This window comes from Psychrobacter sp. I-STPA10, from assembly GCF_021012795.1.
Taxonomy (GTDB): Bacteria; Pseudomonadota; Gammaproteobacteria; order Pseudomonadales; family Moraxellaceae; genus Psychrobacter.
Window position 1 is genome coordinate 63020 of sequence record NZ_VFYU01000027.1, and the last position, 25842, is coordinate 88861.

General features: G+C 39.9%; 19 protein-coding genes. 5 read left to right on the forward strand and 14 right to left on the reverse strand.

Annotated elements, in window-relative coordinates; genetic code table 11:
- Positions 1 to 235: 235 nt before the first annotated feature.
- Positions 236 to 2824 carry an endopeptidase La gene (gene lon / locus FHK89_RS13430; RefSeq protein WP_230661307.1) on the forward strand — a complete coding sequence of 863 codons (2589 nt, stop codon included), beginning with the start codon at positions 236 to 238 and terminating at the stop codon, positions 2822 to 2824.
- Between the two features lie 133 nt (positions 2825 to 2957).
- Positions 2958 to 3515, forward strand: a complete 558-nt coding sequence (locus FHK89_RS13435) for an RNA 2'-phosphotransferase (protein WP_230661309.1) — start codon at positions 2958 to 2960, stop codon at positions 3513 to 3515.
- 48 nt (positions 3516 to 3563) lie between these two features.
- Here FHK89_RS13435 and argE read toward each other — a convergent pair whose 3' ends face one another.
- Both argE and FHK89_RS13445 read right to left on the reverse strand, forming a co-directional pair.
- Complete coding sequence (gene argE / locus FHK89_RS13440; RefSeq protein ID WP_230661311.1) at positions 3564 to 4781, reverse strand: acetylornithine deacetylase; 1218 nt, start codon at positions 4779 to 4781, stop codon at positions 3564 to 3566.
- A gap of 95 nt (positions 4782 to 4876) precedes the next feature.
- Positions 4877 to 5551, reverse strand: coding sequence for a UPF0149 family protein (locus tag FHK89_RS13445; protein WP_230661313.1), 675 nt, complete (start codon positions 5549 to 5551; stop codon positions 4877 to 4879).
- 333 nt (positions 5552 to 5884) lie between these two features.
- On the opposite strand from FHK89_RS13445, the gene FHK89_RS13450 reads away from it, so the two are divergent.
- Both FHK89_RS13450 and FHK89_RS13455 read left to right on the forward strand, forming a co-directional pair.
- On the forward strand, positions 5885 to 6283 hold the full coding sequence (locus FHK89_RS13450) for a hypothetical protein (RefSeq protein WP_230661315.1): 399 nt from the start codon (positions 5885 to 5887) through the stop codon (positions 6281 to 6283).
- 266 nt (positions 6284 to 6549) lie between these two features.
- Complete coding sequence (locus FHK89_RS13455) at positions 6550 to 6837, forward strand: cell division protein ZapA (RefSeq protein WP_230661317.1); 288 nt, start codon at positions 6550 to 6552, stop codon at positions 6835 to 6837.
- A gap of 87 nt (positions 6838 to 6924) precedes the next feature.
- On the opposite strand, the gene FHK89_RS13460 is transcribed toward FHK89_RS13455, so the two are convergent.
- The 7 genes from FHK89_RS13460 to epmB form a co-directional block, all read right to left on the reverse strand.
- Positions 6925 to 7275, reverse strand: coding sequence for a hypothetical protein (locus FHK89_RS13460; protein ID WP_230661319.1), 351 nt, complete (start codon positions 7273 to 7275; stop codon positions 6925 to 6927).
- A 130-nt stretch (positions 7276 to 7405) separates the two neighbouring features.
- The gene (locus FHK89_RS13465; RefSeq protein ID WP_230661321.1) at positions 7406 to 9613 is read right to left on the reverse strand and encodes a transglutaminase family protein; all 2208 of its coding nucleotides are present in this window, start codon (positions 9611 to 9613) and stop codon (positions 7406 to 7408) included.
- Positions 9610 to 10674 carry a DUF58 domain-containing protein gene (locus FHK89_RS13470; RefSeq protein WP_230661323.1) on the reverse strand — a complete coding sequence of 355 codons (1065 nt, stop codon included), beginning with the start codon at positions 10672 to 10674 and terminating at the stop codon, positions 9610 to 9612. Before FHK89_RS13470 ends, FHK89_RS13465 begins: the two co-directional genes overlap by 4 nt.
- Before the next feature lie 66 nt (positions 10675 to 10740).
- On the reverse strand, positions 10741 to 11712 hold the full coding sequence (locus FHK89_RS13475) for an AAA family ATPase (RefSeq protein WP_230661325.1): 972 nt from the start codon (positions 11710 to 11712) through the stop codon (positions 10741 to 10743).
- A gap of 234 nt (positions 11713 to 11946) precedes the next feature.
- Entirely contained in the window at positions 11947 to 12495 is a 549-nt protein-coding gene (locus FHK89_RS13480; RefSeq protein ID WP_230661327.1) for a c-type cytochrome, read from the reverse strand.
- Between the two features lie 267 nt (positions 12496 to 12762).
- Positions 12763 to 14853 (reverse strand): EAL domain-containing protein, encoded by a 2091-nt coding sequence (locus tag FHK89_RS13485; protein ID WP_230661328.1) that lies wholly within the window; start codon positions 14851 to 14853, stop codon positions 12763 to 12765.
- 173 nt (positions 14854 to 15026) lie between these two features.
- Positions 15027 to 16079, reverse strand: coding sequence for an EF-P beta-lysylation protein EpmB (epmB, locus tag FHK89_RS13490; RefSeq protein WP_442966602.1), 1053 nt, complete (start codon positions 16077 to 16079; stop codon positions 15027 to 15029).
- 93 nt (positions 16080 to 16172) lie between these two features.
- On the opposite strand from epmB, the gene efp reads away from it, so the two are divergent.
- Positions 16173 to 16745: an elongation factor P gene (efp, locus tag FHK89_RS13495; protein WP_230661330.1), complete on the forward strand. Its 573-nt coding sequence runs from the start codon at positions 16173 to 16175 to the stop codon at positions 16743 to 16745.
- Between the two features lie 394 nt (positions 16746 to 17139).
- On the opposite strand, the gene FHK89_RS13500 is transcribed toward efp, so the two are convergent.
- From FHK89_RS13500 to FHK89_RS13520, 5 genes are all read right to left on the reverse strand, one after another.
- Positions 17140 to 17931, reverse strand: coding sequence for a hypothetical protein (locus FHK89_RS13500; protein WP_230661331.1), 792 nt, complete (start codon positions 17929 to 17931; stop codon positions 17140 to 17142).
- A gap of 277 nt (positions 17932 to 18208) precedes the next feature.
- Complete coding sequence (locus tag FHK89_RS13505; protein WP_230661333.1) at positions 18209 to 20515, reverse strand: hydantoinase B/oxoprolinase family protein; 2307 nt, start codon at positions 20513 to 20515, stop codon at positions 18209 to 18211.
- A gap of 10 nt (positions 20516 to 20525) precedes the next feature.
- The gene (locus FHK89_RS13510) at positions 20526 to 22682 is read right to left on the reverse strand and encodes a hydantoinase/oxoprolinase family protein (protein ID WP_230661335.1); all 2157 of its coding nucleotides are present in this window, start codon (positions 22680 to 22682) and stop codon (positions 20526 to 20528) included.
- A 17-nt stretch (positions 22683 to 22699) separates the two neighbouring features.
- Entirely contained in the window at positions 22700 to 23158 is a 459-nt protein-coding gene (locus tag FHK89_RS13515; RefSeq protein WP_230661336.1) for an acetone carboxylase subunit gamma, read from the reverse strand.
- Positions 23159 to 23276: 118 nt separating this feature from the next.
- Positions 23277 to 25229 carry a hydantoinase/oxoprolinase family protein gene (locus FHK89_RS13520; RefSeq protein WP_230661337.1) on the reverse strand — a complete coding sequence of 651 codons (1953 nt, stop codon included), beginning with the start codon at positions 25227 to 25229 and terminating at the stop codon, positions 23277 to 23279.
- Between the last annotated feature and the right edge of the window lie 613 nt (positions 25230 to 25842).

A 25842-nucleotide genomic window follows, 5' to 3' on the forward strand; every position in this document is an offset into this window, starting at 1 on the left:
TTATGCAAAACGCAATGACACAGTAAAAATCGTTATATAATCCTTTTTACGCTTAAGTCATCATGCCAAAAGCAAACCGCATATTTTACCTGATTTTTTAACCTATTTCGTCAAACTTCTATTCTCATTGTCTTGTAATTTGATAATCAAACACCATTTATAAGGATAGACGCAATAAACAAGACCACCACTCCTATCATACGAGGGTATTTTGTTTTAATAAGGAAAAAATTATATGAGCAACTCTAAGAAGTCGACTACAGATAACGACAACTCAACACTTGAGCTTGAACAGGAAGAGAAAGCTCAACCAGAAAATGAAACCGATAGCCAGAACGCAAATGAGGTAAGTGAAGAGCTACAAGCACTTATTAATGATGCGTGGCAAAACCAAGACAAACAGGAACCTACACAGCTACCGTTGCTGGCATTGCGTGACGTCGTGGTATATCCACACATGCAAATTGCACTGTTTGTAGGGCGTGAACCTTCGGTCAAAGCAGTTGAATTGGCACAAGCCCAATACAATGACAAAGTATTGGTGGTTGCTCAAAAAGACTCATTAACCGAAGACATCAGCCAAGACAACCTTTATGAATATGGTACAGTTTGCCGTATCGTTAGCACCATGCCACACGATAGCGATGACAACTGCATCAAGGTGTTGATTGAAGGTGAATACCGTGCTCATGTTGAATCTGTACAAGACCTTGGCACCTCACTGACGGCTGACTTTAGTCGTACTGATATGAGCATGCCACTCGATGAGTCACAGCAAACCAATGCCGTCAAAACCTTGGTGAGTCTATTTGCTACCTATGCCGATGCACGCCTGCGCAATTCACGAGAGCTCACTCGTGTCGCTGAGCGTATTGATGACTTACTTGAATTGCTGTATTTTATCTCCACACGAGTGTCTATGGATTTAGATATCAAACAGCAGTTTCTTGAAATAGATGACATACCAGCGCATATCAACACCTTGACTGAGTACTTGGTAAAACAAAGCGCTGAGCAATCTATTGAGCAAGAAATTCAAGACGCTGTGCGTCAGCAAATGGAAAACAATCAGCGTGAATATTTCTTAAATGAAAAAATGAAAGCCATCAAAAATGAACTGTCTGATTTAAATGATGGTGCATTTGATGCTGATGATGATATCAGTGAGCTTGAGCAACGCCTTAAAGAAGCAGATTTACCAGATGACGTGCGCAAAAAAGCCGAGCAAGAATTTAAAAAGCTGCGCATGATGCCGCCTGCTTCTTCTGAGTCTTCTGTGGTACGTAACTACATTGAGTGGATATTAGATACCCCATGGAACACTACCAGCAAAGTTTCAATTAAGCTAGACAAAGCCAAAACCGTACTTGATGAAGACCACTATGGGCTAAAAGACGTCAAAGACCGTATTTTAGAATACTTAGCGGTACAATCTCGAGTGAAAAAACTACGTGGCCCGATTTTATGCTTGGTTGGTCCTCCGGGTGTGGGAAAAACCTCATTGGGTGAGTCCATTGCCCGTGCCACAGGGCGCAAATTTGTGCGTATGGCATTAGGTGGCGTGCGTGATGAAGCGGAAATTCGTGGTCATCGCCGTACTTATATCGGTGCCATGCCCGGTAAAATCGTACAATCTTTGGCAAAAGTCGAAGTTAAAAACCCGCTGTTTTTGCTTGATGAAATCGACAAAATGGCACAAGATTTTCGTGGTGACCCTGCTTCTGCCTTATTAGAGGTATTAGACCCCTCACAAAACAACAGCTTTAACGACCATTATCTTGATATGGACTTAGACTTATCACAAGTCATGTTCTTATGTACTGCTAACAGCATGGATATCCCGCCTGCGCTACTTGACCGTATGGAAGTGATTCGCTTGCCGGGTTATACCGAAGAAGAGAAAGTCAATATTGCGCAAAAATATCTCGTCCCCAAAGCCATCAAGCAAAACGGGCTAAAAGAAGACGAAATTGAAATCGTACCCGAAGCTTTGCACAGCATCGTGCAGCGTTATACCCGTGAAGCAGGGGTGCGTAACCTTGAGCGAGAAGTCAATAAAATCTGCCGCAAAGTGGTACGTAAATCGGTAGAAACTTATGGCGTCAAACCCTCGAAAAAAGTCAAAATTGATACAGTCGTGGTGAATGATGACAATATTGATGACTATCTTGGGGTGCATCAATATGACTTTGGTTTGGCAGAAAAAGAGCCCGAAGTGGGACGTATTACTGGACTGGCTTGGACGCAAGTGGGTGGTGAGCTGCTGACCATCGAAGCAGTCACCATGCAAGGTAAAGGTGAGTTTGTCTATACTGGCTCACTCGGTGATGTGATGAAAGAGTCTATCCGAGCTGCTATGAGCGTGGTTCGTGCGCGTGGTCAGGCACTGGGTATCGACTATGAAACCTTTAAAAACACCGATGTGCATGTGCACATGCCAGAGGGTGCTACACCAAAAGATGGACCTTCTGCGGGTATCGCTTTAACCACAGCGTTGGTGTCTGCGATGACGGGCATTGCCATTCGTCCTGATATTGCGATGACAGGTGAGGTGACTCTACGTGGTAAAGTGTTACGCATTGGCGGGCTGAAAGAAAAGCTACTGGCGGCGCATCGTGGCGGTATCAAGCATGTGCTTATTCCTGCTGCTAATGAGCGAGATTTGGTCGATATTCCTGATAATGTCACCGAAGGCTTGACCATTCAGCCAGTTGCCACCATTGACGAGGTATTAAAAGAATCATTGGTAAGTATGCCAAAGCCACTTAAACCCAGTAAGGTAGCGGTAGATACTACTAAGTCTGATAAAGCACTGCGTAGTTAATATTTATCGCTTGCTAAAATTAAAATAGCCATCAATTCACTTGATGGCTATTTTTTTATTGTCTAGGAGATAAGATAGCAACAATGCTAAAATAGCTAAAATAAAATTAATTGAGAAGACAAACATAAAAACTATGAACCCAAAAAGCTTAACCAACTATAGTAAATTCTTAAGTTATATTCTACGCCATCGTCCTGATAGTATTGGCATCACCTTAGACAGTGAAGGTTGGGCTAATATTAATGAGCTTATCAATAACACCCATCAAAGTCGCCAATTTAATCATCATCTTAGCATTGATATTATCAAAACCATCGTTGCCAATGATAATAAACAACGCTTTGCCCTATCCGATGATGAGCAATATATTCGAGCTGTACAGGGACACTCCAAACGCACCGTACAACGCAGTTATACCGCAAAACAGCCCCCTGATATTTTATATCATGGCACTGCCAGTCGCTTTTTAGAGTCTATTTTACAACAAGGATTATTGCCTAAATCTCGGCAATATGTTCATTTATCTGCTGATAAAGACACCGCCAAAAGTGTCGGTCAACGCTATGGTAAAGTGGTGATTTTACAGATTGATGCCAAACAAATGGCAGATGATGGCATCACTTTTTATCAGGCAGAAAATGGCGTATGGCTAGTAGAAAAAGTCGAACCTATTTTCTTTAAAGCTTTATAGGTTTTTTAAATTTTTGTGATTAACATAAGTATAGAAAAATCCCGCTTATCACTGCATGGTGAATAATAACTGCTGCAAAAACTCATCACATCGTTGCAACTGCTCAAGACTCACAAACTCATCTGCCTTATGCGCCTGCTCAATACTCCCCGGACCACAGATAACCGTTGCAATACCTGCATTGGTAAATTGTCCACCCTCGGTCGCATACGCCACTTTATTAACCGACTCATCATGCACCAACCCTGCCACCAACTTTTGCAACTCTGCACTTTGCGCATCTGTCATTGCAGGCACATCTTCAAGTTGATTCAGCTCAATGCCCGTATTGGAATCAACCGCTTGCATCTGCTGATTTAAAAGAGCAATTTTTTGTTTAATCGGCTCAATAATGGCATCTTGCCCCATATGTGGTAAATTACGATAATCAAAGGTAAACTCACACAGATTCGGCACGATATTAGTCGCTGTGCCACCCTGTATCGTACCCACGGACAAAGTAGAAAACGACACATCAAAATAGTGGTCACAATCATCACGTGCGCTGAGTGTCTGCGCCAACTCATCAATAAAGCCAATCAAACGACTGGCATAACTAATGGCATTGACTCCTTGCGGAGTTAGAGATGAATGTACCGACTTGCCATGTACCGAGCAACGATAAACACTGATGCCTTTATGTGCCACCACCATTTGCATCTCACTTGGCTCACCAACAATACAATATTCAGGCGTAATATCACGAGCTGCCAAATCTTTTAATATCAGCGGTGCACCCAAGCAGCCCACCTCTTCATCAAAAGATAATGCAAGGTGTAATGGCTTTTGTAGCTTTTTATCATCTGCTAACTTCACTGCCTGTGGCAATAAAGTCAATGCACAAGCAATAAAGCCTTTCATATCACAAGCACCACGCCCATATAATTTGCCGTCTCTTACCTCAGCAGTAAAGGGGTTTGATGACCATGCCTGCCCTTCTACAGGCACAACATCAGTATGACCCGACAGCACAATACCACCGTTATACTCTGCTTTGCCTTGTCTGCTAGCAGGTACAGTCACAAACAGATTGGCTTTGGTCTGTGTCTTATTATGGGTTAATATCGGCTCTAATTCTAATTGGCGACAAAATGTTGCCACTGCCTCAATTAACGCCAAATTTGACTTGCTACTAACCGTATTAAACCCAATCAAATACTGTAGCCATGCCACGCTGTCCATTGGAAAGTTTTGTCTTTCACTTTGTTCCTTGCAAGACGTGGTCATAAAAATATCCTTATCTTTATTATTAAAGCTATTAAATTATTACTTCTCATTCATTATCAACACTGATTATCAACTACTTGCTAAGTATTTATTCATTACGAAGGCAGGTTTTTATTCATCGCATCAACCACAGGAGGAATCGGTTTATTCACATGCTCCTGCTCACGCATCTGTTCACGCTCCTGTGCAACTTCTATTGCTGTTTTGGCATGTAGTGGTAAACCTGCAATCAAAGGCAACTCTTTTACATGCTTACGCTGACGCACAGACAGGCTTACAGGAACCATACGCGCAAATTCATATAGCTGCAAATAGGCTTCTTCTCCACCTTCAAACTCATCATCTGGCTCAATACGAATACTGGCAATACGACTTAAATCTGCCAGCATTTCATTTTCATCATTATTTAACGCAGTACTGGTGACGCCAAAGCCCGTCAAAAACCCACTTGACCAGTTTTTCAGTGCTAATACTCGTTCATACAAATCATGCTCATCATCGGGTACAAGGGGAGTATAAGCATAAGCATCATCTTTGTCTTTAAGCTGAAACGAGGTATCCTCTGCCTCTTCAGTTAATAGCGTTAATGCTGACTCATCTGGTTCAGATAGACTCAATTCCGAAAATAAAGTTTGCCAGCCTGCCATATCAGGTGCATGGCACACTGTCATAATACCAGTCATCAACCCATGCAACTCACTGATACTAATATCTGTCCAATCAGCAAACGCTGATGACCAGTCATTCCAGCCTGAAATATTATCATTCATTTATTTATTCCTAGTATTTCTAACTAAATTTATGTTGTCTAATTTAAGCCGTATAGTCAAATCAATACAAAACTGTTACATTGTCAGTCTCATTCACCGTACCAATTGTATACCTTCACTCAACTTTCTCGTATCAGTATTATCTTGAATTAACAATATCACTTAATAGGTACTCAAAAAGTATCTTGGTTATAATAGATACGCTAGAGAAACATACTCTTTAACATCTTAATATAGATATAATATGGGCATTTATGGCATTATTAAACACCATATTACTATCCTACTCTTCTCACAGCTTTAAAAGTAGCTATTTAATAAAAGTGACCACCCATGATTGAGAAATTAAAAACTTTAGAAAAGATTTTATTAGAGGTACGTAAAAAATATAATACGCAGCTAACCGAGCTTGAACAGCTTAAAAACAAACCTCTTAAAGAAATCAACGAGTTTAATGGTCTAAAAGCCAAACTTGATGAAACCAGTGAAGAAAATCAGGAACTTAGAGCTAATTGTAAAGAGTTACAACAAAAACTGATGGATCTTGATGAGCGTTATCAAAGCCTTGCAGAAGCCCACCATATGATTGGTGAAGAGCAAGATAAATTGCAGCAACAAGTTGAAGAACTAACCTTGTTAAATAAGAAACTACAAGACAAAAACCGTGAAGCATCTGAACATACAGAATATGCTTTAAAACAGTTAACTAAAATAGATCAGGCCAATCAATAGTACTGATTAGCTAGAATAATTATTTATTAATCACTTATTAAATAATTATCACTATCATTCATATAAGTCATACAGTTATATAAATGATAGTGAGAATCGTATTTTTATTTAAACAATAATATGCTATGGTCAAATTAAAATAGTTTAATACAGATTTAAAATTACTTCTAACTTTCAATTTAATGAATAGATAATAAGCTCAACCATTTTTTACCTTTTAATTAATATTTTTCACCTTTTACCTTTATAAAATAGGCACATTACCGATGAAAAAAGTTGATATCAGCATATCAGGCAAAACCTACTCTATAAACTGTCCAGAAGAAGAAGTTGATAAACTCAATGCAGCTTCTGATTATGTCAATGATTTTATTCAAAACCTACATCAACAAGCACCAAAACTTAGTCATGAAAATTTATTGGTGTTATGTTGTCTAAATCTTTACGAAAAAATTCATACACAAGAAAACTTAGATAAATCATCCGCTATGGATAATAAGCAAACTGAAGAATTACTAGATAAAATCATTAATGATGCCAACTCTATGCTCTAATCAATCACATACTACTCATGCTATTAAAAAAAATTAAAAGTAATAGCAAGCTGTTGCATTATGATAAATAAGTTTATTAGAATCTATTTATGACTGGTATTCTTCTCCTGCATGAAAGCGAGCTTGATGCTCAGCATTGCAAAAAAACCACTCATTTTGTATAGATTCACTCGCTGTTAATGTCGCTGTTGGATTGGCTAAGGCAGATTTTGAATCTATGAAATCTGTCTGTGACTGCTCATCAGGCGAGTACATCGATACTTGCTGATTTTTCTTCTCTACATTTTCTATTTCTACATTTTTTTTCTCTACAATGCCTCGATATTGTGCCAATTCATGCCCACAAAAATTACAAATACGTGGTGTGGTGATATCTCCTTCTTTTGGAAAAAAAGCTTTGGGCGGCTTTGGATACATGAATTTAAAAAGAATCCACATGACAATCCATATCACTAATAAGGTGCTAATAAGAGCAAAAATCATAACAGCTTATCCAAATATTAAGTAACAGTTTTTATTTGCTTCAATGATAACAAAACCGCAGTTACATTCACTGCCAGTACCCAGTCTAGTGTATCTGTTTGGCATGCTTTTGCAAAGATATAAGGGCTTGCTGATAAGTATCATTGTCTGTATCTAGTGCACTTAACCGACCATAACGTAGTTGCCGATAGTCTTTTTTAACCAACATCACCGCATTTTTTGCCTCTGGCGTATCTGCTACTTCAATAAGGCGTGATAACCAATCTAGTAACCCTTCGCTGGGCTGCTGTGCCAATTGTGGGTCTATTTTTGCCACCCGCTGTGATAACTTGACTAAGGGTAAATCAGCAGGGTGCCAAATTTTACGACGACGATACCAAATAGCTGTCACAATTAACGCAATGATAATGACCAATCCTGCGACCAGCCATAGTATTTGCTGCATCATATTGGCGATATTAAACCAACGTAATAACGCATTACTTTGTTTGTCTTGGTCATAACCCACCACATCACGCTGCCAATAATAGCTTGCCTGATCTGATAAACGGCGTAGAGTTTGTAACATGCGAAATTGTCGATAATTTAGCTGAGCCGCAGCACCTGTACCAAACATATCTGCGCCTTGCTGGGATGTCAATGCATTCATGCCTTGCTCGATGCGGTTTGGAGCAACAAATGCCGTTGGATCAACCCGAACCCAACCTTGTCCTTTAAGCCACACCTCACTCCAAGCATGTGCATCCATTTGCCGCACTTCCCAACTTTGTCCATCACGCCCCAACTCACCACCTTGATAACCAGCAACCACTCGAGCAGGTATACCAGCTGCACGCATCAAGTAAGTAAAGCTTGATGCATAATGCTCACAAAATCCTGCCTTAGTACCAAATAAAAACTCATCAATACGGTTTTTATTGAGCGGTGGCGGTGAGAGTGTATAACGAAACTCTGTACTACCAATCCAATTACGAATGGCATTAATATAACGCTGAGGATCTTTACCTGCTTTAGAAAATTCTTGCTGAGCCCAAGCTCTGGCTTGTGTATTACCTTGACTGGGAATATGCAAATTAGCTGCTCGCTCTTGCTGAGATAACTGCAACCCAATACGCATATCAGGATACCGTTGCACACGATATCGTATCTGCTGTATAACAGGCTGCCGAGCACGTAAAGTAAAGTTTGAAGTAATAAAAGTACCTGCCTGATCAGGATAGGGATAATCTAATCCATATAACCAGTTACGCTGTGTTGGTTGTAATATAACTTGGTAACTGCTCGGATTTTGCTGCTGTGTCATTGGTATGCTTTGCCATGCCATTTGCATCCAATTGGGCATATCCCCTGAATACCAAATACGCTGATTGGGATTGGGTGTCCATGTTACCCCATCAAAATCACTAAACACCAATCCCCGCCAGTACATCTGTGATTGTGACGGTCTGGCTTCCACAAACTCAGCCCGAAATGCAAGCTCAGTTGACTGACTCAAATTTGCAAAATCACCTGGTGACATGCTATCACTCACACCAGTCGTCGCCTGTTGTCCAGAAAGCTGTAGTGACCATAATGGGGGCAAGCGTGGAAAAAATATAAACAATATAATCAACAACGGTACTGCTTGCCCTGATAATAATAGTAAGCTACGCAAACGCCCACTACCCAGATTATTACCATCATCATTTAAACTGATAAAAGCAAAAAGCAGTATCAATACACCAATGATTACCTCAATGGTTGTCAATAGCCCTTGATCAAACAAAAATAAGGCAGCTAATACAAAAAATGATAAATTTAGCACCACATAAGCATCACGACGCTTATATAACTCCCAAAGCTTACTAATCAAACACAACAGCAAAAAAGCCACCGCAACATCAACACCGAACGCGGTTTGATAAGTCAGCCATAAACCTGCAACCCCAGCAATAAACCCGACTATTTGAATAAACTGGTAAAGCCGTTTTTTTGCCCAACGCTGTGCTTTTACTTTTGGTAATTGCGCCACAATGGTGAGCATAGCATAAACAATCAACCAAACTGGCAAGTGACTGACATGTGGCAAAACAACTATTAATTGGGCAATGAGTATCCAATAATAAGCAGGTAATCCTATTAGCTTTTGCCACCAATGTCTGGGCTGCAAAGCATCTAACCTATCTAAAGGTGCGTGTATATATCCTTGGGCCAATTGTTCAAAGCTGTCACTTGGCAGCTGAACACTTGCCGATACAGTTGATGTATTCTGCTCAGATACGCTTACTGATGGTTTTTGATAAAATAAACTCATGGTAATTTTGCCAACCTTAGTAAGCATGCCTGCATATAAGCATCGCCTTGACCAATGACTAAATCAGAAGTGAGTTTTTCATTTGGCAGTCGCAACATAAATGGCTCTTGTGTCTCCCCTAGTTTTTTGACTGCATAAGCCAGCATAGATAGCTTAGTTTCATGATCACTGGCAGGCATATTTGCATAGTCAAGTACCAATTCTTTCCCCACCGTATCAGCAAATTGCTTAGTCAGCATACCTTGTCCTCGTGCCACATGCGCCCAAGATACTCGTGCCAACGACTCACCTGCCACATACTCCTCTAGCGTATCAAAATCATTTTGTCCCTTTCTACTATGCACACTCCAATCGCTGTCTTCTTCACTGGTGTCAACATTGGCATGTTGCCAATCAAACTCTATGGGTTTGGGAGCTACCCAAGCAGGGCGAGCAAAATAAACATAAGACCATGCACGCATGATACCCAAAGGATATACACTACTCACAATCAATCTGGGCAGTTGTAAACGTCCACGTTTGTCGGCTATCAATGGCAGCCGCACCAAAACCTTCTCTTGCACACTGGCAAGCGTGTGTGTGTGTTCTAATCCTAACTGTGCTAATTGCTGCTGCTTATTGGCATTATCTGGCGTTATCTTATTATGAATTTCATTCTTATAATCAAAATGAAGTTGTACTTGACGAGATGGTTTGGATTTATCATTTTCAATCTCTATGGTTACCCATATTGGTTCACCCACTGCCGCCATTTGAATATCACGCAAGTTTATTTTTAGTCCTGACACATGTGCAAAAGTAAGATGCAGACTAATGACCCAAATACTGGCTAAATAAAAACACAATCCCAACACCAAATTATTAGCATAATTCACCCCTAAGATAAAAGTAATGACCAGTAATAAAGCGTACAACATGCCTTCACGACTAAAAAATATATACACATTACGTAAAGTTAAAGTTGCTGAGTCTGAACGTGGCGCACGATTTGCAAAAAAACGCTGCACACGCGGCGTAATCTGCTGACGAATGGGAGAAAAAATGGAGGATAATAAAGACATAGTCATGTCACAAGTTATTGAATATTGGCAAAATAAATATTGCTAGAACAGATAATTTCATCAGATTTATATCAATACAGGTGTGGTCGCTAATACTTGTTGTGCTAACGTCTTTTGGTTCTGCGCCCCCAACTGATTAAATGGAATGAATCGTTGTCCCAATCGATGATCTGCCACTGCTGCAAATATCGCCTGTACATCCTCAGGTGTTACCTCATCGTGTGCTGATACATAGGCATGTGCCTGTGCAGCATGTTTCACTGCCAACACCGCCCGAGGTGAAAGACCATGATAATCTGGGCTTTCACGAGTCATCTGTACTAGCCTTAAAATATAATCAATCACCACATCAGCGACATATATCTGTTTTACCGCTTGCTGTGCCAAAATGACCTCATCACTATTCATCACTGCTGACAAATCTTGCAACATATCCCGTCTATCTTCACCTGCCAACAAAGCCCGTTCAGCAGTTGCAGACGGATAACCCAGTGACAAGCACATCAAAAAGCGATCTAACTGCGACTCAGGCAATGGATAAACGCCCGCCTGCTGAGTGGGGTTTTGGGTAGCAATCACAAAAAATGGGGCTGGTAGCTCATACGTCTGACTATCATGAGTCACTTGACGCTCTTCCATTGCCTCAAGTAGCGCACTTTGTGTCTTCGGGCTGGAGCGATTGATTTCATCTGCCAATAAAAGCTGAGTAAATATTGGGCCTTGGCGAAACTCAAACCGATGCTCAGCTTGATGGTATAGACTCATCCCCAAAATATCAGCAGGCAGCATATCATTAGTAAACTGTACTCGATTAAAATCCAAACCCAGCAGATTGGCTAAACCATGTGCCAATGTCGTTTTTCCCATTCCTGGCAAATCTTGTAATAGCAAATGCCCATTGGCAAGCACACAAGATAACGCAAGTTTGGTCACTTGCGGCTTATCAAGAATGATTTCATTAAGTTTAAAAAGTAGTTGTTGAATTTTATTAGAAATATGAGCAGTATTTACCACATGATCACGTATAGAGTTTGGCATAATTAGTTATAGTGTGTCTGTTATATAAAAGGGAAGGAGGAATCAATAATATTGTAAAAAATGATGTCTATTAAGGCATTATATTATAAGTAAGCCTTTGATTTTTAGTTATTTTACTATGCTATATTGATATGCCTAATCAAGGCTAAGTTTTAATCCAAATTTGAGCTGATATATCAGCAAGCATTACTTACCTCAGCGACTTAGTCTTTGACTTGGTCTCTGACTTGGCCTCTATTGTGGCGGCATTATTGGTGCATCAACAGGATTATCCAACTGCTGTAAATCTGTCGAAGTTGTTTCTTGGTCAACTGTACTACCTGCATCTGCTCTTAACGTAGATAGATAAGCAATAATATCGGCACGTTCATTGGCGTCTGGCACACCATCAGTACGCATTCGATTTCCAGGTAATGCTTGTTGTGCATCTTTTAAATAGGTATCTAGAGTTTTTTCATCCCATACCCATCCAGAATTTATCATCACCTCACTATATTTATAGTCCTTTAATGACGCTGCTGGTGCACCATAAATTCGTAGTAGCTGAGGCCCTTTTTCATTTGAGCCAGGTGTCAGTTTATGACATTTATCGCATAAATCATGATAAAGCTGCTTACCATTATCAATATTTGCCGTGGTTAATGGCGGTAGGGTTACAGGCGCTCTTTGATCAGGTGGCTGACGCTCACAACCTGATACTCCAGCACTTACTATCAACAACATACTGCTACTGATTGCAACTGTGATACGAGTGAGGTGCATACAAAATTTCTGACAATCCATTACTATCTACTTATTTTTTTCACTTCATAAAACAGTCATATAGTCTGCATCATAACATTTACCCTCACTTATGTAAGCTATAGCTTAGTAACTTACGTAACAGTTACGCACATATATCCTTCACAATTTTGTTATTTTAAAGAGAGCGTATCGTATCTCGACACCATTAAAATCAGTAAATTATCTATACACTATTAATTTTCATTTCATATATAAATATTTATTTATATATATATCTATATACCAAAAATTATACCAACAATAATCCTAACCGCCTTGTACCACAGTCATGTGCTCAGCCGGCTCTTGTAAATAATACCCTTGTAGATAACGAGCACCCACACTCCAAGCAGCAGACATGACCGCTGCATCCTCAATATATGGCATCAACACAGAAGTATTATGTTCATTGGCAGTATTAATTAAGGTTTTAATTGTTTCAATATTCGTCACTTGACTCAAATCTTTTACATAGTTACGTGCCAAACGTACCATAGTGGGCGTAACAAATTCCATCACAGCCACAGTTTTTGCTGTTGAACCAAAATGATGTATTCCCACACGACAACCAACCTGTTTTAAGGCGATAAACTGTTTTTTTGCCAAGGTCATGTGTTCGACCAACTCTTTTTCATTAAACTGTACTGTCAAGGCATTTGGCTCACCACCCACTGCATTAATGAGCTGGCTTACCATCCCTGATAACTTTTTATTGGCTAACGAATCACTGGTCAACTGCACTAAAATTCTAGTATCTGCTGCTTCTTTACGCACCATATTTAGCTGTTTACAAGCATTAATCAATACCCAACGATCTATTTTTTCCATTAAATCGTAACGTTTTGCCACAGGGAAGAACTGATCAGGTGTCATCATCGTGCCATCAGCAAGTGGCAAGCGCAAATATACCTCAAAGAAATTGCTTGAATCTGTCTCAATATCATAAATGGGCTGAAACATAAGCTTAAACTGATTTTTACTCAGAGCATTTTGCAAATACTCTACCAATGCCGCCTCATCTTCTTTGGCATGTTGGCTTGGATCATAAAATCGAACAATATTACCTTCATTTTTACTATCTACAAAGGCTTGTTTCGCTGTTTCCATAACACGATCAACAATGGCGACCATATCAGGAGATGTTTCATCAATTGCAACCGCACCAATGGTCAAAGTTGTCGTCACTGTACGCGTACCCACCTCAATCAACATTTTACTGACAGTTTGGCGTACCTGTTCCACATGCTGTAATAAGGATTCAGTTTCCATACCTGTTTGCAAAATCGCAAAATCATTACCATTAAAACGGCTGACAGTACCCTCTGGAAAAGACTTCTCTAGCACACTGGCGACTTGTTTGACAGTCTCATCCACACCCTGAAGCCCAAGATCAGAGTTAATCTTACCAATATTATCAAGATGCACATACAAAATAGCCCCCGTTGTTGACCCTGACTTTGCCGCCTCATAAGCCTTAGCCAATTGCAACTCAAACCCTTTACGGTTAAGTAATCCCGTTAAGCTATCTATACGTTCAGCTTCAGCCAAAGCCTTAGCCATCTCTTCAGTATTGGCACTGTCGTTTTGTTGAATAATGATCTGAGTCACTGGCTCACCATCAAAGGTAGCCGCTGCTAACTGAAGCGTAGACTCAAATGTACTGCCATCTTTACGTTTACTCTCAAAGCTAAACTCGACCTCATCACGATTGCCTTTATCAAAACGCTTTAAAAACTGCTTAAAAGCACTGACATTTTCACCCCCTGCAATCAAATCTATCACAGGAAAACCCATCAACTCCTCAGTACTACTAAAACCAAATAAATCTAAATAGGTATCATTAGCAAATATATGTATGCCTTGATCAAGATATGCCACCGCACTTTTAGAGTTTTTAATAAGGATACTGGCACGCTGCTCAGCTTCTGATAATATATGATTAAGCTCTGCAATTTTACGTCGGGATTGTAGATTCTCATGCAGTATACGAATGGCTAACACTACCTGTGTCTCATTATCAGCCAATATCGCCTTCACCATCTTACCATCTATGATCGCTGGCAACCCATCCTCATTACGTCCTGAGGTTGCTACTTCCTCACTCATCAAACATATCACAGGCAGATCTATATTTTGCTCTTGGATAATACCCACCACATCGGTAAACCCCATGTCATAGGCAGTACCATAAACTAAGACATCCCAAGGTTGCCGCAACAGTTTAATTAACTCTTGTTTATCATCCAAAAATCCTAAGTTTACCTCTTTATAATAATAGGATAATAAAGAGACAATACGCTCAGCATATATCTGGTTGTCATCAACCACTAATAAATTTAATGTACTTTTTTCAGCCATGGTATACCTTTATTTTTGTAACAAAAGACTGTAAGAATTGGACCAATGCGGTGTGATATAAACCATCAATATATTGAACAATATCAAAATCTATATTGAACATGTTGCTAACAATAATATTATTACACTAATGTTAGCACATTGTTTTTTAAAGTAGTTACCACTGACGACCATTAATATACCTTATATAGATTTACAGGTGTCTTAAAAAGACGATGTGGTTCTTCTCGCACCAACTTAGGCACAAGATAGCCTGGCATAGCTGCAAGCATTTGCCAATACAACTCAACTGCTTTTTTCTCTGTTAGGTCAAAATGTGCTGCCCCTGCCACTTTATCAAGTACATGCAAATAATACGGCAACACACCAACTGCAAACAATCGCTGACTTAAAGCAACTTGTGCACTTACACTATCATTAACCCCTTGTAATAACACTGTTTGATTTAGCAAAGTAATACCTGCCTGCTTAGCCTGACTAATATAATACTCTGTATGTTTATCAATTTCATTGGCATGATTGCAATGTAATACCATAACAATCTGACAACGACTTTGGGTAAGATAATCTAATAATACCCTATCCAAACGCTCTGGAATGACAATGGGTAAGCGTGTATGTAAACGAATCGTCGTAATCTGTGCCAAATCTTCAAATACTTGTAACTGCTGAATCAAACGTCGATTAGAGACGCTCAATGGATCACCACCGCTTAAAATGACTTCATTAATTTCAGGATGTGACTCAATATAATATTTTATCGCAGGTATTTGCTGAGAAGAAGGTAGATTACTTTGATAATCAAAATGTTGACGAAAACAATAACGACAATGAATGGCGCAAGCCCCAGTAACAGTGATTAATACCCGTGATTGATACTTATGTAAAAGTCCTTGAATCGGATTATGTATATTTTCTGCTAATGGATCTGCCACATAACCTGTCACCGAGCTTAACTCTGCTCGCTGTGGTAATACTTGTAACAAAAGTGGATCATTGGCATCCCCCATACACATTTTATTAACAAAAGCGCGAGGAACTCTTAAAGGGAAATTTTTGGGGACATATAAACTAGGCTTAAGCTCAGTTAACTGTAAAATCTCTAATAATTCATCTAAATCATTGATTGTATCTGCTAACTGCGTCTGCCAACTGGTTTCAGTATGTGAATGAACAGGCAAACGGTGTTTTGCTAGGTTTTTTTGTGCAGATAAATGGTTTATCATGAGCAACCTTTATAAAGAGATTTCTATCGGCTAAAACAGGATATAATATCACTTTCAACACCTCAAAGACTAACATAAAAGTAGGAGCATATCGTGGCAAGTTACTCAACCAACGAATTTAAAGCAGGCTTAAAAGTAATGTTAGATGGCAATCCTTGCGCCATCATCGAAAATGAATTTGTCAAACCTGGCAAAGGACAAGCATTTAACAGAGTTAAATTACGTAACCTTCGCACAGGTAAAGTACTAGAGCAAACCTTTAAATCAGGCGATAGCCTTGAAGGTGCTGATGTTTTGGATACAGAAATGAACTATTTATACAACGATGGTGAGTTTTGGCATTTTATGCACCCTGAAACATTTGAACAACTACAAGCAGATAAAACAGCCATGGGAGATGCAGCGCAATGGCTCAAAGAAAATAGCAACGCCCTTTGCACCATTACCTTATTTAATGGTGTGCCTTTATCTGTTACCCCTCCCAATTTTGTTGAGCTAGAAATTATTGAGACAGATCCAGGTGTGCGTGGTGATACTTCTGGTGGTGGTGGTAAACCTGCAAAACTAGAAACGGGTGCTGTTGTACGTGTACCTCTATTTGTGCAACAAAATGAAGTTGTACGTGTTGACACGCGTACAGGGGATTACCAAACTCGTGTCAGTTAAGGTCTGCTGAACATTTATCCTTGTAGGAAAAATTGGGATATTTATTTTAACAAGCAGTGTCTTAATCAAGTCAATGAACGTTGGTAATATCAGGATATTAACCAGTTTATTAACGTAGAGTGAGGCAAATTTAGCCAATTTTTACACAAAAGTAAAATAAGCTGTATCCCTTGTAAATACTAACTTGACGGGGTGAGTGTTCAAAGAATAGTAAAACAGATACAAGGCAACTGATTATAGATATAGTCAGCGCAATTGATAACTGTTATGGTATTTAGTAGTTGTTTGACTATATCACCATACATAAAAATAGCGACTCTATCAGTCGCTATTTTTTTTAATCAATTTAACACATTTAAGTTAGCATCTAAGCTATTATTTAGATGCTTTTTACTTAGCTTAACTTTTCTCTAAACTCTAATACCTGCTCTGGTACAGCGTCTCTAGCAATTTCAGTGAATGCCACACCTGATACTTCTGAGCTATTATCACCCGTCGTCCAATATTCTGTATCTAATACAGGGATAGTAACATCAGGATTGGTAAATATCACTTCATTGTCACGACGTACCCCAACAGGCCATAGATAATGCTCTGCCATATTATTAATTGGCTGATAAGCTTCTTTGGCAACCTCTCCAGCACGCTCATCAAATATCAAACCAGCAATACCCGCATCTTTAAAAGCACGTAGCCAATCTGCACAGTATATAGCTGCATTTTCAGCAGCATCATTATCAAATTCATGTTCAGCATCAGGCTGAGCTGCTTGCGCTGTTAAATATAATAGCTGCAAAGGTGAAGGCATCTGCACAAGCACAGGGACACGTTGAGTTTTTACTGTAGAGGTTACTAATGAGCCAGCAGCAGCTTTAAAATCTTCATTACCCATAAAAGTTCTTAAGGCATATCCTGCTCGTTTTTTCTCACCCATAGCGGCTGTTAATTTACTATTATCAGCAAGTTCTTGCTCAATCATCTTGTCGATAGAAATAACGGATACTTGTGGTTTTAAAAGTGCGGCTGTTTGACCGAGGTGATTTGCATAAGCGGTGGCATCATGCCAAGGGATGGCTTTTCCTTGTAACAATACTCTTTGTGCATAATCCTCAGCATTCATTATTAATTGAGAACTGCCATTTTCTGAGTTTGATCCTTCAAGTATTGATTTTAATCTATCTGGCATAATAATTTCCTTTTATTAAATATGTGATTAAATATGCTATTTATCCTAAATAGCAAAAACTGCATCTAACATATGTTAGTCTGACTAATATTAGCACCCCTATTGTAATAGCTTTATCCAAAGTATGAAACTTTTTTTTCAAGATATAACAATAGACATTCTAAATTTTATCAGTGCTTAAACGCATAATTGGGGTTTGACCATATAAGCCAAACCCCAACTTACTACTAGTAAACAATAGTCACTTAAAGTTAACTTAAGTGCTATTAATCTAAGATTAGGTCAAATGCTCAACTTCAAGACCCAAATCGTTCTCTAACTCACGAACGCGTGCTTCAAGCTCTTCAATTTTCAACACATGACGGTTAGGGATAGTAACTAATGGAAGCTCTTTTAGTTTACCACGAACTCGCTTAGGCTTGTTATCTTCCCAAATAGTGGCATAAAGCTCTTCATCTTCGCCTTGTCCCCAAGAACCATAGTAGAATAAATTCTCTGGTGGCGCTTCTTTAACATGCTTTTCCATAAACTCTGCGTAAGGAACACCACGCTCAAGACGTGCTTTTCTCTCTTCATCACGCAAACGCTCGGTTGCTTCTTTGTCTACAACGAAGGTTTCTTCGTCCCAAACTACTTTGTAAATTCTGTCTGCAGTCAAGGCAGAAATACGATTTAGTTGTAGATCATCCATCACAAGCTCCGGATCACGCTCTAGCACATCACCGTAACCACCACCTGAGCCTTGAGAAATCATATACAGCTCGCCTTCTTGACAACGGTCAAATTGCAATCCCATATGATAGGATAGATATTTACCGTCTTTGAATGGACGCTCATTCATGATGCGCTCAATTGACAAGTTAAACTGTGTTGGATCATTTTTGATGATTTCGTAGATATTAATGCCTTTCACCATGGTTAATGGATAAGTTGGGCAACCATAGCCACCAAACATACCACCAACACTAGAGAATTTCGCACCTGACGTTACGGTCATAAAACCCCACTCTGGTGTGTTACGAGCAGCAACAATCATCTCATAACCCATACCACCACGGAACTTACCAAAACCTTGGTTATCACGAACCAGACGCTTAGAAACTAACTGCAAGAATGGTACTTCTTCTTCCATTACTTCTTGCTCACCAGTATCTGCCATCGCACAGAATAATGGTGCAACCGCATCTTCACCATCTTTAAAGGCTTTTGCACCACCACCCATACCGTTTAAGTCGGCACAAAGGTTACCCACTTGCTCACCATGTTGTGTTTCACCACCCCATAGGAAGTCATTAATTTGGTTAAACCATGGTGCAATAACGTTGGCATATTTGTTAGGCATTGAGAACTGTAGTTTCGCATAAGCCGCTTGCAATGCAGTAAATCCACGGAATGATGCCTGTAAGTTCTGACCAGTTGGTGCATCGTAGCTACAGTCTGCCCATGTTCCTTCATCACTGATGAACTCAATGGGTGATAAAGCTCCTGTAGAGCGAGGTAAATCTGGCCACCAGTAAGACAATACGGCTTGTGCAAAGAATGCTTTAGTCGATGCTAATGGTGAGTTAATCGCACGGTTAAGGATCTCAGGACCTGTACCACGCAAGTCACAGACCATGGTGTCACCTTTAACCGTAATCTTACAAGCGAACTTAATTAAGATATTCTCTTTTAAAGTTGAGTCAACGAACTGGTTAACAGTCACTGTACCGTCTGGCATGGCGTCAATACGGCGACGTACTTCTTCTTCCACATCCTCAACGGTCATACGAATCGCGCCAACGAAAGCATCTAAACCATGCTCTTCAATAGAACGGTCAACGATTTCCATTACACGACGTACTGCACCCATTTTCACTTTGATGTCCGCAAGCATCAATTTAGGATCACGAGTAGAATGCTGTAAGAAAGTCAGCAAGTCACGACGTACTCTGCCGCGCTCTACAATTTTCATTGGTGAACCACGTAGACCATCATCAAATGGCGTTTCTGATCCAGAAGGCATACCACCTGGCTCACAAGCACCGTTTTCACCTTCGTGAATGGTCGCACCGACCCATGCTACTACTTCACCATCACGGATAACCGGAGTTAATAGTGATTGGTCAGTATTATGCACACAACCAAAGCGAGCATCATTATGGAAGAAACCATCACCTGGATTAATACCAACGGTAGGCTCATCTTTCCAGTATTTCATGATATAGCGGATTGGGTGATGAAGTACCGCTGAGAATGCAATTACACCACGGTTTGACATATAGCAAACGTCACCTTGGGCAGTATAAACGGCAACTGATAAGTCAGCCCATTTAGCACCTGGTGCCGCACCCATACTTTCACACATCTCAAACGCTTCATCAAGCGAACCAACTAAACGGCGGCGGATACGATCATAAAGAATCGGATCACTACCTTTAGCAATAACTTCTTCTTCTAATGCAGAACGCTCTGAGATAGAGTGGTGACGCATAATTTCTGGATCAGGACCCAAAAACAACGTCGTTTCGTTCATAAAATCTTCGACCCATGCTTTTTCTTCAGCGGTCAATTCGCGTTTTGGACTATTTACATCTGTAGTCATAGTAATCTCCCTATTGTTTTTTCGCGCCACCTTGGGTAGCTTTGTCCTTTAACAACCATACCGCACCTTGAGGTGTAGGCTCAATACGCCAGTTTCTCTCGATTAGATAGGTGGTACTTTCCGTAGTAATAATAGCAGGTCCATGTACCACATATTTTTCACTTAATGCAGTGGCATCATAAACAGGTGTCTCAACTGGATCATCTTCACCAACGAAGTGAGCAGTACGATGTGATACTGGTGTTGGCTCAGTACGCTCTCCAGCATACTCTAAGTCATCAAAACGTACAACTTCACCATCAATATATGAAGCAACACGGATGGTTTGTACACGTACACCAGCTTCTGGTGCTTCAATACCTTTACCATAACGATCAGCATAGATATCAGAGAATGTACGAATGACATGTAAAACATCACCGACATTTTCAATACGATTGATATCTAAGGCAACAGATGTCGTAACACGCTGGTTACCATAACGCATATCAAGCTCTAGGCCATGTTCTACTTTTTCAGGATCGTAACCTTGGCGAATCAAGTCTTCACGACCTTTCTTCTCAAGCTCTTCAACATAACCATTAAAGCGATCATATTCATCAAACAGGTTACGTGAAAGTGGCTCATATAATACTACATAAGCACTACGCTCATGAATATGTAGTGGCTTCATATTACCAGCACCTAGAGCTGAGAATACAGAGGCAAATGGAGGGAATAAGATTTTTGAAATCCCTGCTTGGTTAGCAATACCACAAGCATGCAATGGTCCATTACCACCATAAGCAACCATAGTAAAGTCTTCAACAACTCCACCGTTACTTCTTAGCTCCATTTCGATACCAATTGCCATTTGCTCATCAACGGTACGTTTAATGATTTTAGCCACTTCGATGACTTCTAAATCAAGTTCATCACACAACTGATCTTCAATCACAAAACTAGAACGCTTAGGATTTAGCTTAATGAAACCATTGGCATAGTTATCTGGATCTAAATAACCAAGTAATAAGTCAGCATCAGTTACAGTTGGATACAAACCACCACGGTCATAACAAGCAGGACCAGGATCAGAACCAGCAGATTCAGGACCAATCTTCACAGATTTATGAATACGGTCAAAACTAGCGATAGAACCACCACCAGCACCTAATGTATTTAGGTGAATCATAGGTACACAAACTAACCAACGTCCAATAACTGGGTGGAAGTCATAGTGCTTAACACCACCTTCAGGTACCAAACCGATATCAAATGATGTACCACCCATATCCATGGTTACAACATCACCAATACCCGTACTTTCTGATAAATGTTGTGCACCACCAACACCTGCAATAGGTCCTGAGTGAATGGTTTGTAGCGCATCAGTCGAGTTAGACTGCGCCATACCACCAGAGTTATGTACTACTAGCATTGGTTTTTCATAACCTGAGTTACGTAAGTTGCTAGATAGTTGGTTTAAGGCGTTAAACATAATAGCATGTAAGAAGGCATCAATAATTGCCGTTTTTGCACGTACATACTCACCTTTACGACCTGATACTTGACTACTTAAAATCACAGGTAATGAACCAAGTTCATGTGCTGGATATTCTTCTAAAATAGTCTCTAGTACTAGCTGCTCATGCTCTGGGTTTTCTGTAGAGTTAACTAAAGCAACAACGATAGCTTCAGCACCTTCGCCAATAAGCTCACGTACTTGCTCACGTACGTCTTCTTTTTGTAAGGGTACAAGTACTTCACCAACTGTATCAATACGCTCTCTGATTGAACGCACCATGTTACGAGGTACGATTGGCTCAGGACGCTCAGCATCTGCCATATCACCCTGTTTGATTGGATCTAGACCTTCACCATAACCTTTTGAGCGTGAGATATGGATTGTATCTTCAAAACCATGAGTAACAATGGCAGCGACTCGAGGACCTTTACCCTCAATCAAAGCATTAGTACCTAAGGTTGTTGCATAACGTACTGAATCGACTTCTTTTAATACTTGCTCACGTGTTAAACCTGCTCGTTTACAAGCATTATCAAGTGCCGCATTAAAGCCTAAAGCTAGGTTGTGATGAGTTGTGAGTGCTTTTGACTCGATGTATAAATCATCCCATGAGAAAAAACAATCGGTGAAAGTACCGCCAATATCAACTGATATTCTTTTCATAATATTCTCCCCCGTCCTTATTCTTGTGGTTTCTGTGGTGCACGGTGGTGACCATGACCATGATGACGACATCCTTCACGCAAATCTACTTGTGCGTTTTCACCTGGACCATAATTAACGACTTCTTCTGGATCTTCGCCAATTTCTTCCCAACGGCGACGTAAGTCATCAATGTCCCAAAGCATATCAATGCAAGGTGGATGTCCTGGTGGCACATATTCAGTTTCGATTTGTGTACCACAACCAGGGCAGTAATATTCATAAATACGGCAGTAATTTGGATCAGGTGAGAATGTATATTTATACAACTTCGGATCAATTACAGGGGGGTGAATTTCTTCTGGATTGCGATCGTATACCAAAGTACCTTCCTTATAGGTACCACGAGCATCACCAAAATCATGCTCACATACACGACATACCCAACGCTCGCTGTCTAAATCGATCAGCAAATACTCGGTCATTGGAACTCTCATTGAACTTTTCCTTGTATTAGTTTTATTTCCTACGTTTTCCTTGAAGCAAAGAAGACTCATCAATATTAAGTTTTATTTTTACTCACTACTTATGAGCCTTATTGCTAAGGTTTGTCTATTAAGCATTATCGCTAAGGATTAGATCACCTGCATCTGAAACCACGAAGCTCCAACCTTCAGTAACACGTGCGGTAAAGAATGGACCTTCAACAATAGCTGGACCTTGTGCCGCTGCATTGGCAGGCTGATCATCCAATACATACACTGGAACATCTTCTTCAGCGATATTTTGATCTGTTTTGCGTAATATTTTACGACTACCAGAGGCTTTAGCTTCTACGCTGCTGTTGCTATCTGGCAAAGTTGCTGTGATTGTTGGGTGTGCTAGAGCATAGCTGGCTTCTAGTACCAAAATCCGTCTTTGGTCATCGGTATGATTGGCATCTTCTTCTAGGGTTAAGCGTGTATCTTCACTACCATCAGCGTTTTCAACAATCACACTCCAGTGAACATCACAATCATCTTTAAGTGAGTAACCTTCTTGGTACATGTGGCGTTTGGCTTGTTTAAGCAGACGTTTTCTTGAATGTTGCATTTCTTCGTCACTAAAGCCTGTGATATCCTCTTCAAACTCTTGCGAGACATTAGAGAAACTTAGACCATAAGCTGAGAAAATAGCGGCAAGTTTTGGAATAATAACACGCTTAATGCCTGCTTTACGAGCGGCTTGACACGCACTCATAGGACCACCACCACCAAAGGCAGCAAGTACAGTTTCATTACCGTCATATTCCCAATCTTCAAGACTGTTTGCCATTTTCGTAGCAAATGCTTCTTGCATTTCGAATAAGGCCTCTTCAACGCTAATGCCTAGAGGATCTGCAACATTCGCTTTAACTACTTGACGAGAACGGTCAGCATCTAGATTTAATTCACCATTCAAATAAGTTGAAGGATCTAGAATACCTAATAGTAAGTTAACATCAGTAATGGTTGCTTCTTTACCACCAAAACCAAAGCAAGCAGGACCAGGTGCTGCGCCCACACTTTCAGGACCAACAGTTATGGCACCATCTTTTGCACGCAGAATAGAGCTACCACCCACACCATAAGAGCGTACATCACTAAGCTCAAATGAAGTTTCGATGCCTTCTACCTTACCACGGCGATCAGCCAGAATGCTTAGATTATCAACAGCACCGATATCACTGGTTGTACCACCAACGTCAATCATCAGTACTTGATTAAAACCATAGGCTTCAGCAAGTGCACGGGTACCTTCTAAACCACCACGAGGACCAGAAGAATAGGTTTTTAGTGCAACTGATTTAGCAACACGAGAAGACGCACCATCATTACGATAAATAAGTAGTGGATTCTTAACTTTATGTGCTCTGAGGCGATTCTCAGCAGAATATAAGAAGTTATCTAGTGTAGGATGTAAGAATGTATTGATAATTGCAGACCAGATTCTTCTTGGACGTGAAGGATCTGTGGTAAATTCCCAAGAAAATAGAACAGGAACTGAACCTAGTAATTGACGTGGGAAACGTAGTAAAAAGAAATGCTTATATTTTTTCTCTTTTTCTTGGTCACTCACTGCAATAATCAGACGCTCTGCACCGGCAGTGGTCAGCTCATTAATTGCATTAACCAAGTTTAAATCCATTTCTTCTTCGTCGTCTGTCACTTGTAATACAGAGACACGACTACCAATAAGACTTTGGAACATGTCTTTTTCAGCATCAGTTTGGTTTAATTTTTCTATGAGATCTGGCTCATCAGTAATCAGGCCAATTTTAGGTCCTTTACGCTCTACAAGAGCATTTGTACCTTGAGTTGATGAGTAACGGATAAGAGAACTATTTTGCAAAAGTTTGGTAAAATTAGATTTACCCTCTTTCTCTTCATTACCTGCACCATAGATTACTTTTGCAGCTTTGCTGATACCCTCAAAAAAACACTCTGAGAGGTCAATAGGGGTTGTTAGGGTTTTGGTGTAGTACACCTCGTCTTTGCCCACTACACAGATATCTGTGAGTGTGCCCCCGTTATCGATATTTACGAGCATTATAGTTTCACTCCCTTGAAGTTTGTTATGGTTGGTCGATGGTTTCCTTAACGACCAGTCAGGATCTCAAAAAAAAATGGTTATATGTTTAAAATAACTCATGTTTGTTGAGAACGATGTAATCATAACAAGAGTAGCAGTAGAGTGGACTACCTAAATGGGTAATAATTGATAATAAAATGGGTAGTTTATATATAACAAATGGGTAGTTTTCAAGATATTTATCTCAAAAACTGATTTTAATGTACTTTATATGCAAAAGTTAAACTGTCTTGATATTATTCTTAATGATTTAAAATCAATAATTTATAGTTTTTTTACTTGTTAATCATTCCATATTAGTATGATTGATACTCCTTCTCTGTAATGGTCTATATCGTGATAGTTCATAGCTGATAACCTAATCATATATAAAATGTTATAACATAACAATAGAAATTTTGGTATTTTTTAATCTTGCTTGCACATTAAACTGAGGGTTTTAATACCCCACTCTCAACTTTATTTTATAAAATCATATATGACCCCTCCCATACCCTCCCCTTGAAGTAAGGGGAGGACTTAAAAACCAGTTCCTCTCCCTGAGGAGGAATATAGCGAAACACTGTTTCGC

Excerpts from the sequence above, each read along its gene's own strand:
- lon (WP_230661307.1), top strand. The coding sequence starts at position 236 with ATGAGCAACTCTAAGAAGTCGACTACAGATAACGACAACTCAACACTT.
- FHK89_RS13435 (WP_230661309.1), top strand. The coding sequence starts at position 2,958 with ATGAACCCAAAAAGCTTAACCAACTATAGTAAATTCTTAAGTTATATT.
- argE (WP_230661311.1), bottom strand. The coding sequence starts at position 4,781 with ATGACCACGTCTTGCAAGGAACAAAGTGAAAGACAAAACTTTCCAATG.
- FHK89_RS13445 (WP_230661313.1), bottom strand. The coding sequence starts at position 5,551 with ATGAATGATAATATTTCAGGCTGGAATGACTGGTCATCAGCGTTTGCT.
- FHK89_RS13450 (WP_230661315.1), top strand. The coding sequence starts at position 5,885 with ATGATTGAGAAATTAAAAACTTTAGAAAAGATTTTATTAGAGGTACGT.
- FHK89_RS13455 (WP_230661317.1), top strand. The coding sequence starts at position 6,550 with ATGAAAAAAGTTGATATCAGCATATCAGGCAAAACCTACTCTATAAAC.
- FHK89_RS13460 (WP_230661319.1), bottom strand. The coding sequence starts at position 7,275 with ATGTGGATTCTTTTTAAATTCATGTATCCAAAGCCGCCCAAAGCTTTT.
- FHK89_RS13465 (WP_230661321.1), bottom strand. The coding sequence starts at position 9,613 with ATGAGTTTATTTTATCAAAAACCATCAGTAAGCGTATCTGAGCAGAAT.
- FHK89_RS13470 (WP_230661323.1), bottom strand. The coding sequence starts at position 10,674 with ATGTCTTTATTATCCTCCATTTTTTCTCCCATTCGTCAGCAGATTACG.
- FHK89_RS13475 (WP_230661325.1), bottom strand. The coding sequence starts at position 11,712 with ATGCCAAACTCTATACGTGATCATGTGGTAAATACTGCTCATATTTCT.
- FHK89_RS13480 (WP_230661327.1), bottom strand. The coding sequence starts at position 12,495 with ATGGATTGTCAGAAATTTTGTATGCACCTCACTCGTATCACAGTTGCA.
- FHK89_RS13485 (WP_230661328.1), bottom strand. The coding sequence starts at position 14,853 with ATGGCTGAAAAAAGTACATTAAATTTATTAGTGGTTGATGACAACCAG.
- epmB (WP_442966602.1), bottom strand. The coding sequence starts at position 16,079 with ATGATAAACCATTTATCTGCACAAAAAAACCTAGCAAAACACCGTTTG.
- FHK89_RS13500 (WP_230661331.1), bottom strand. The coding sequence starts at position 17,931 with ATGCCAGATAGATTAAAATCAATACTTGAAGGATCAAACTCAGAAAAT.
- FHK89_RS13505 (WP_230661333.1), bottom strand. The coding sequence starts at position 20,515 with ATGACTACAGATGTAAATAGTCCAAAACGCGAATTGACCGCTGAAGAA.
- FHK89_RS13510 (WP_230661335.1), bottom strand. The coding sequence starts at position 22,682 with ATGAAAAGAATATCAGTTGATATTGGCGGTACTTTCACCGATTGTTTT.
- FHK89_RS13515 (WP_230661336.1), bottom strand. The coding sequence starts at position 23,158 with ATGAGAGTTCCAATGACCGAGTATTTGCTGATCGATTTAGACAGCGAG.
- FHK89_RS13520 (WP_230661337.1), bottom strand. The coding sequence starts at position 25,229 with ATGCTCGTAAATATCGATAACGGGGGCACACTCACAGATATCTGTGTA.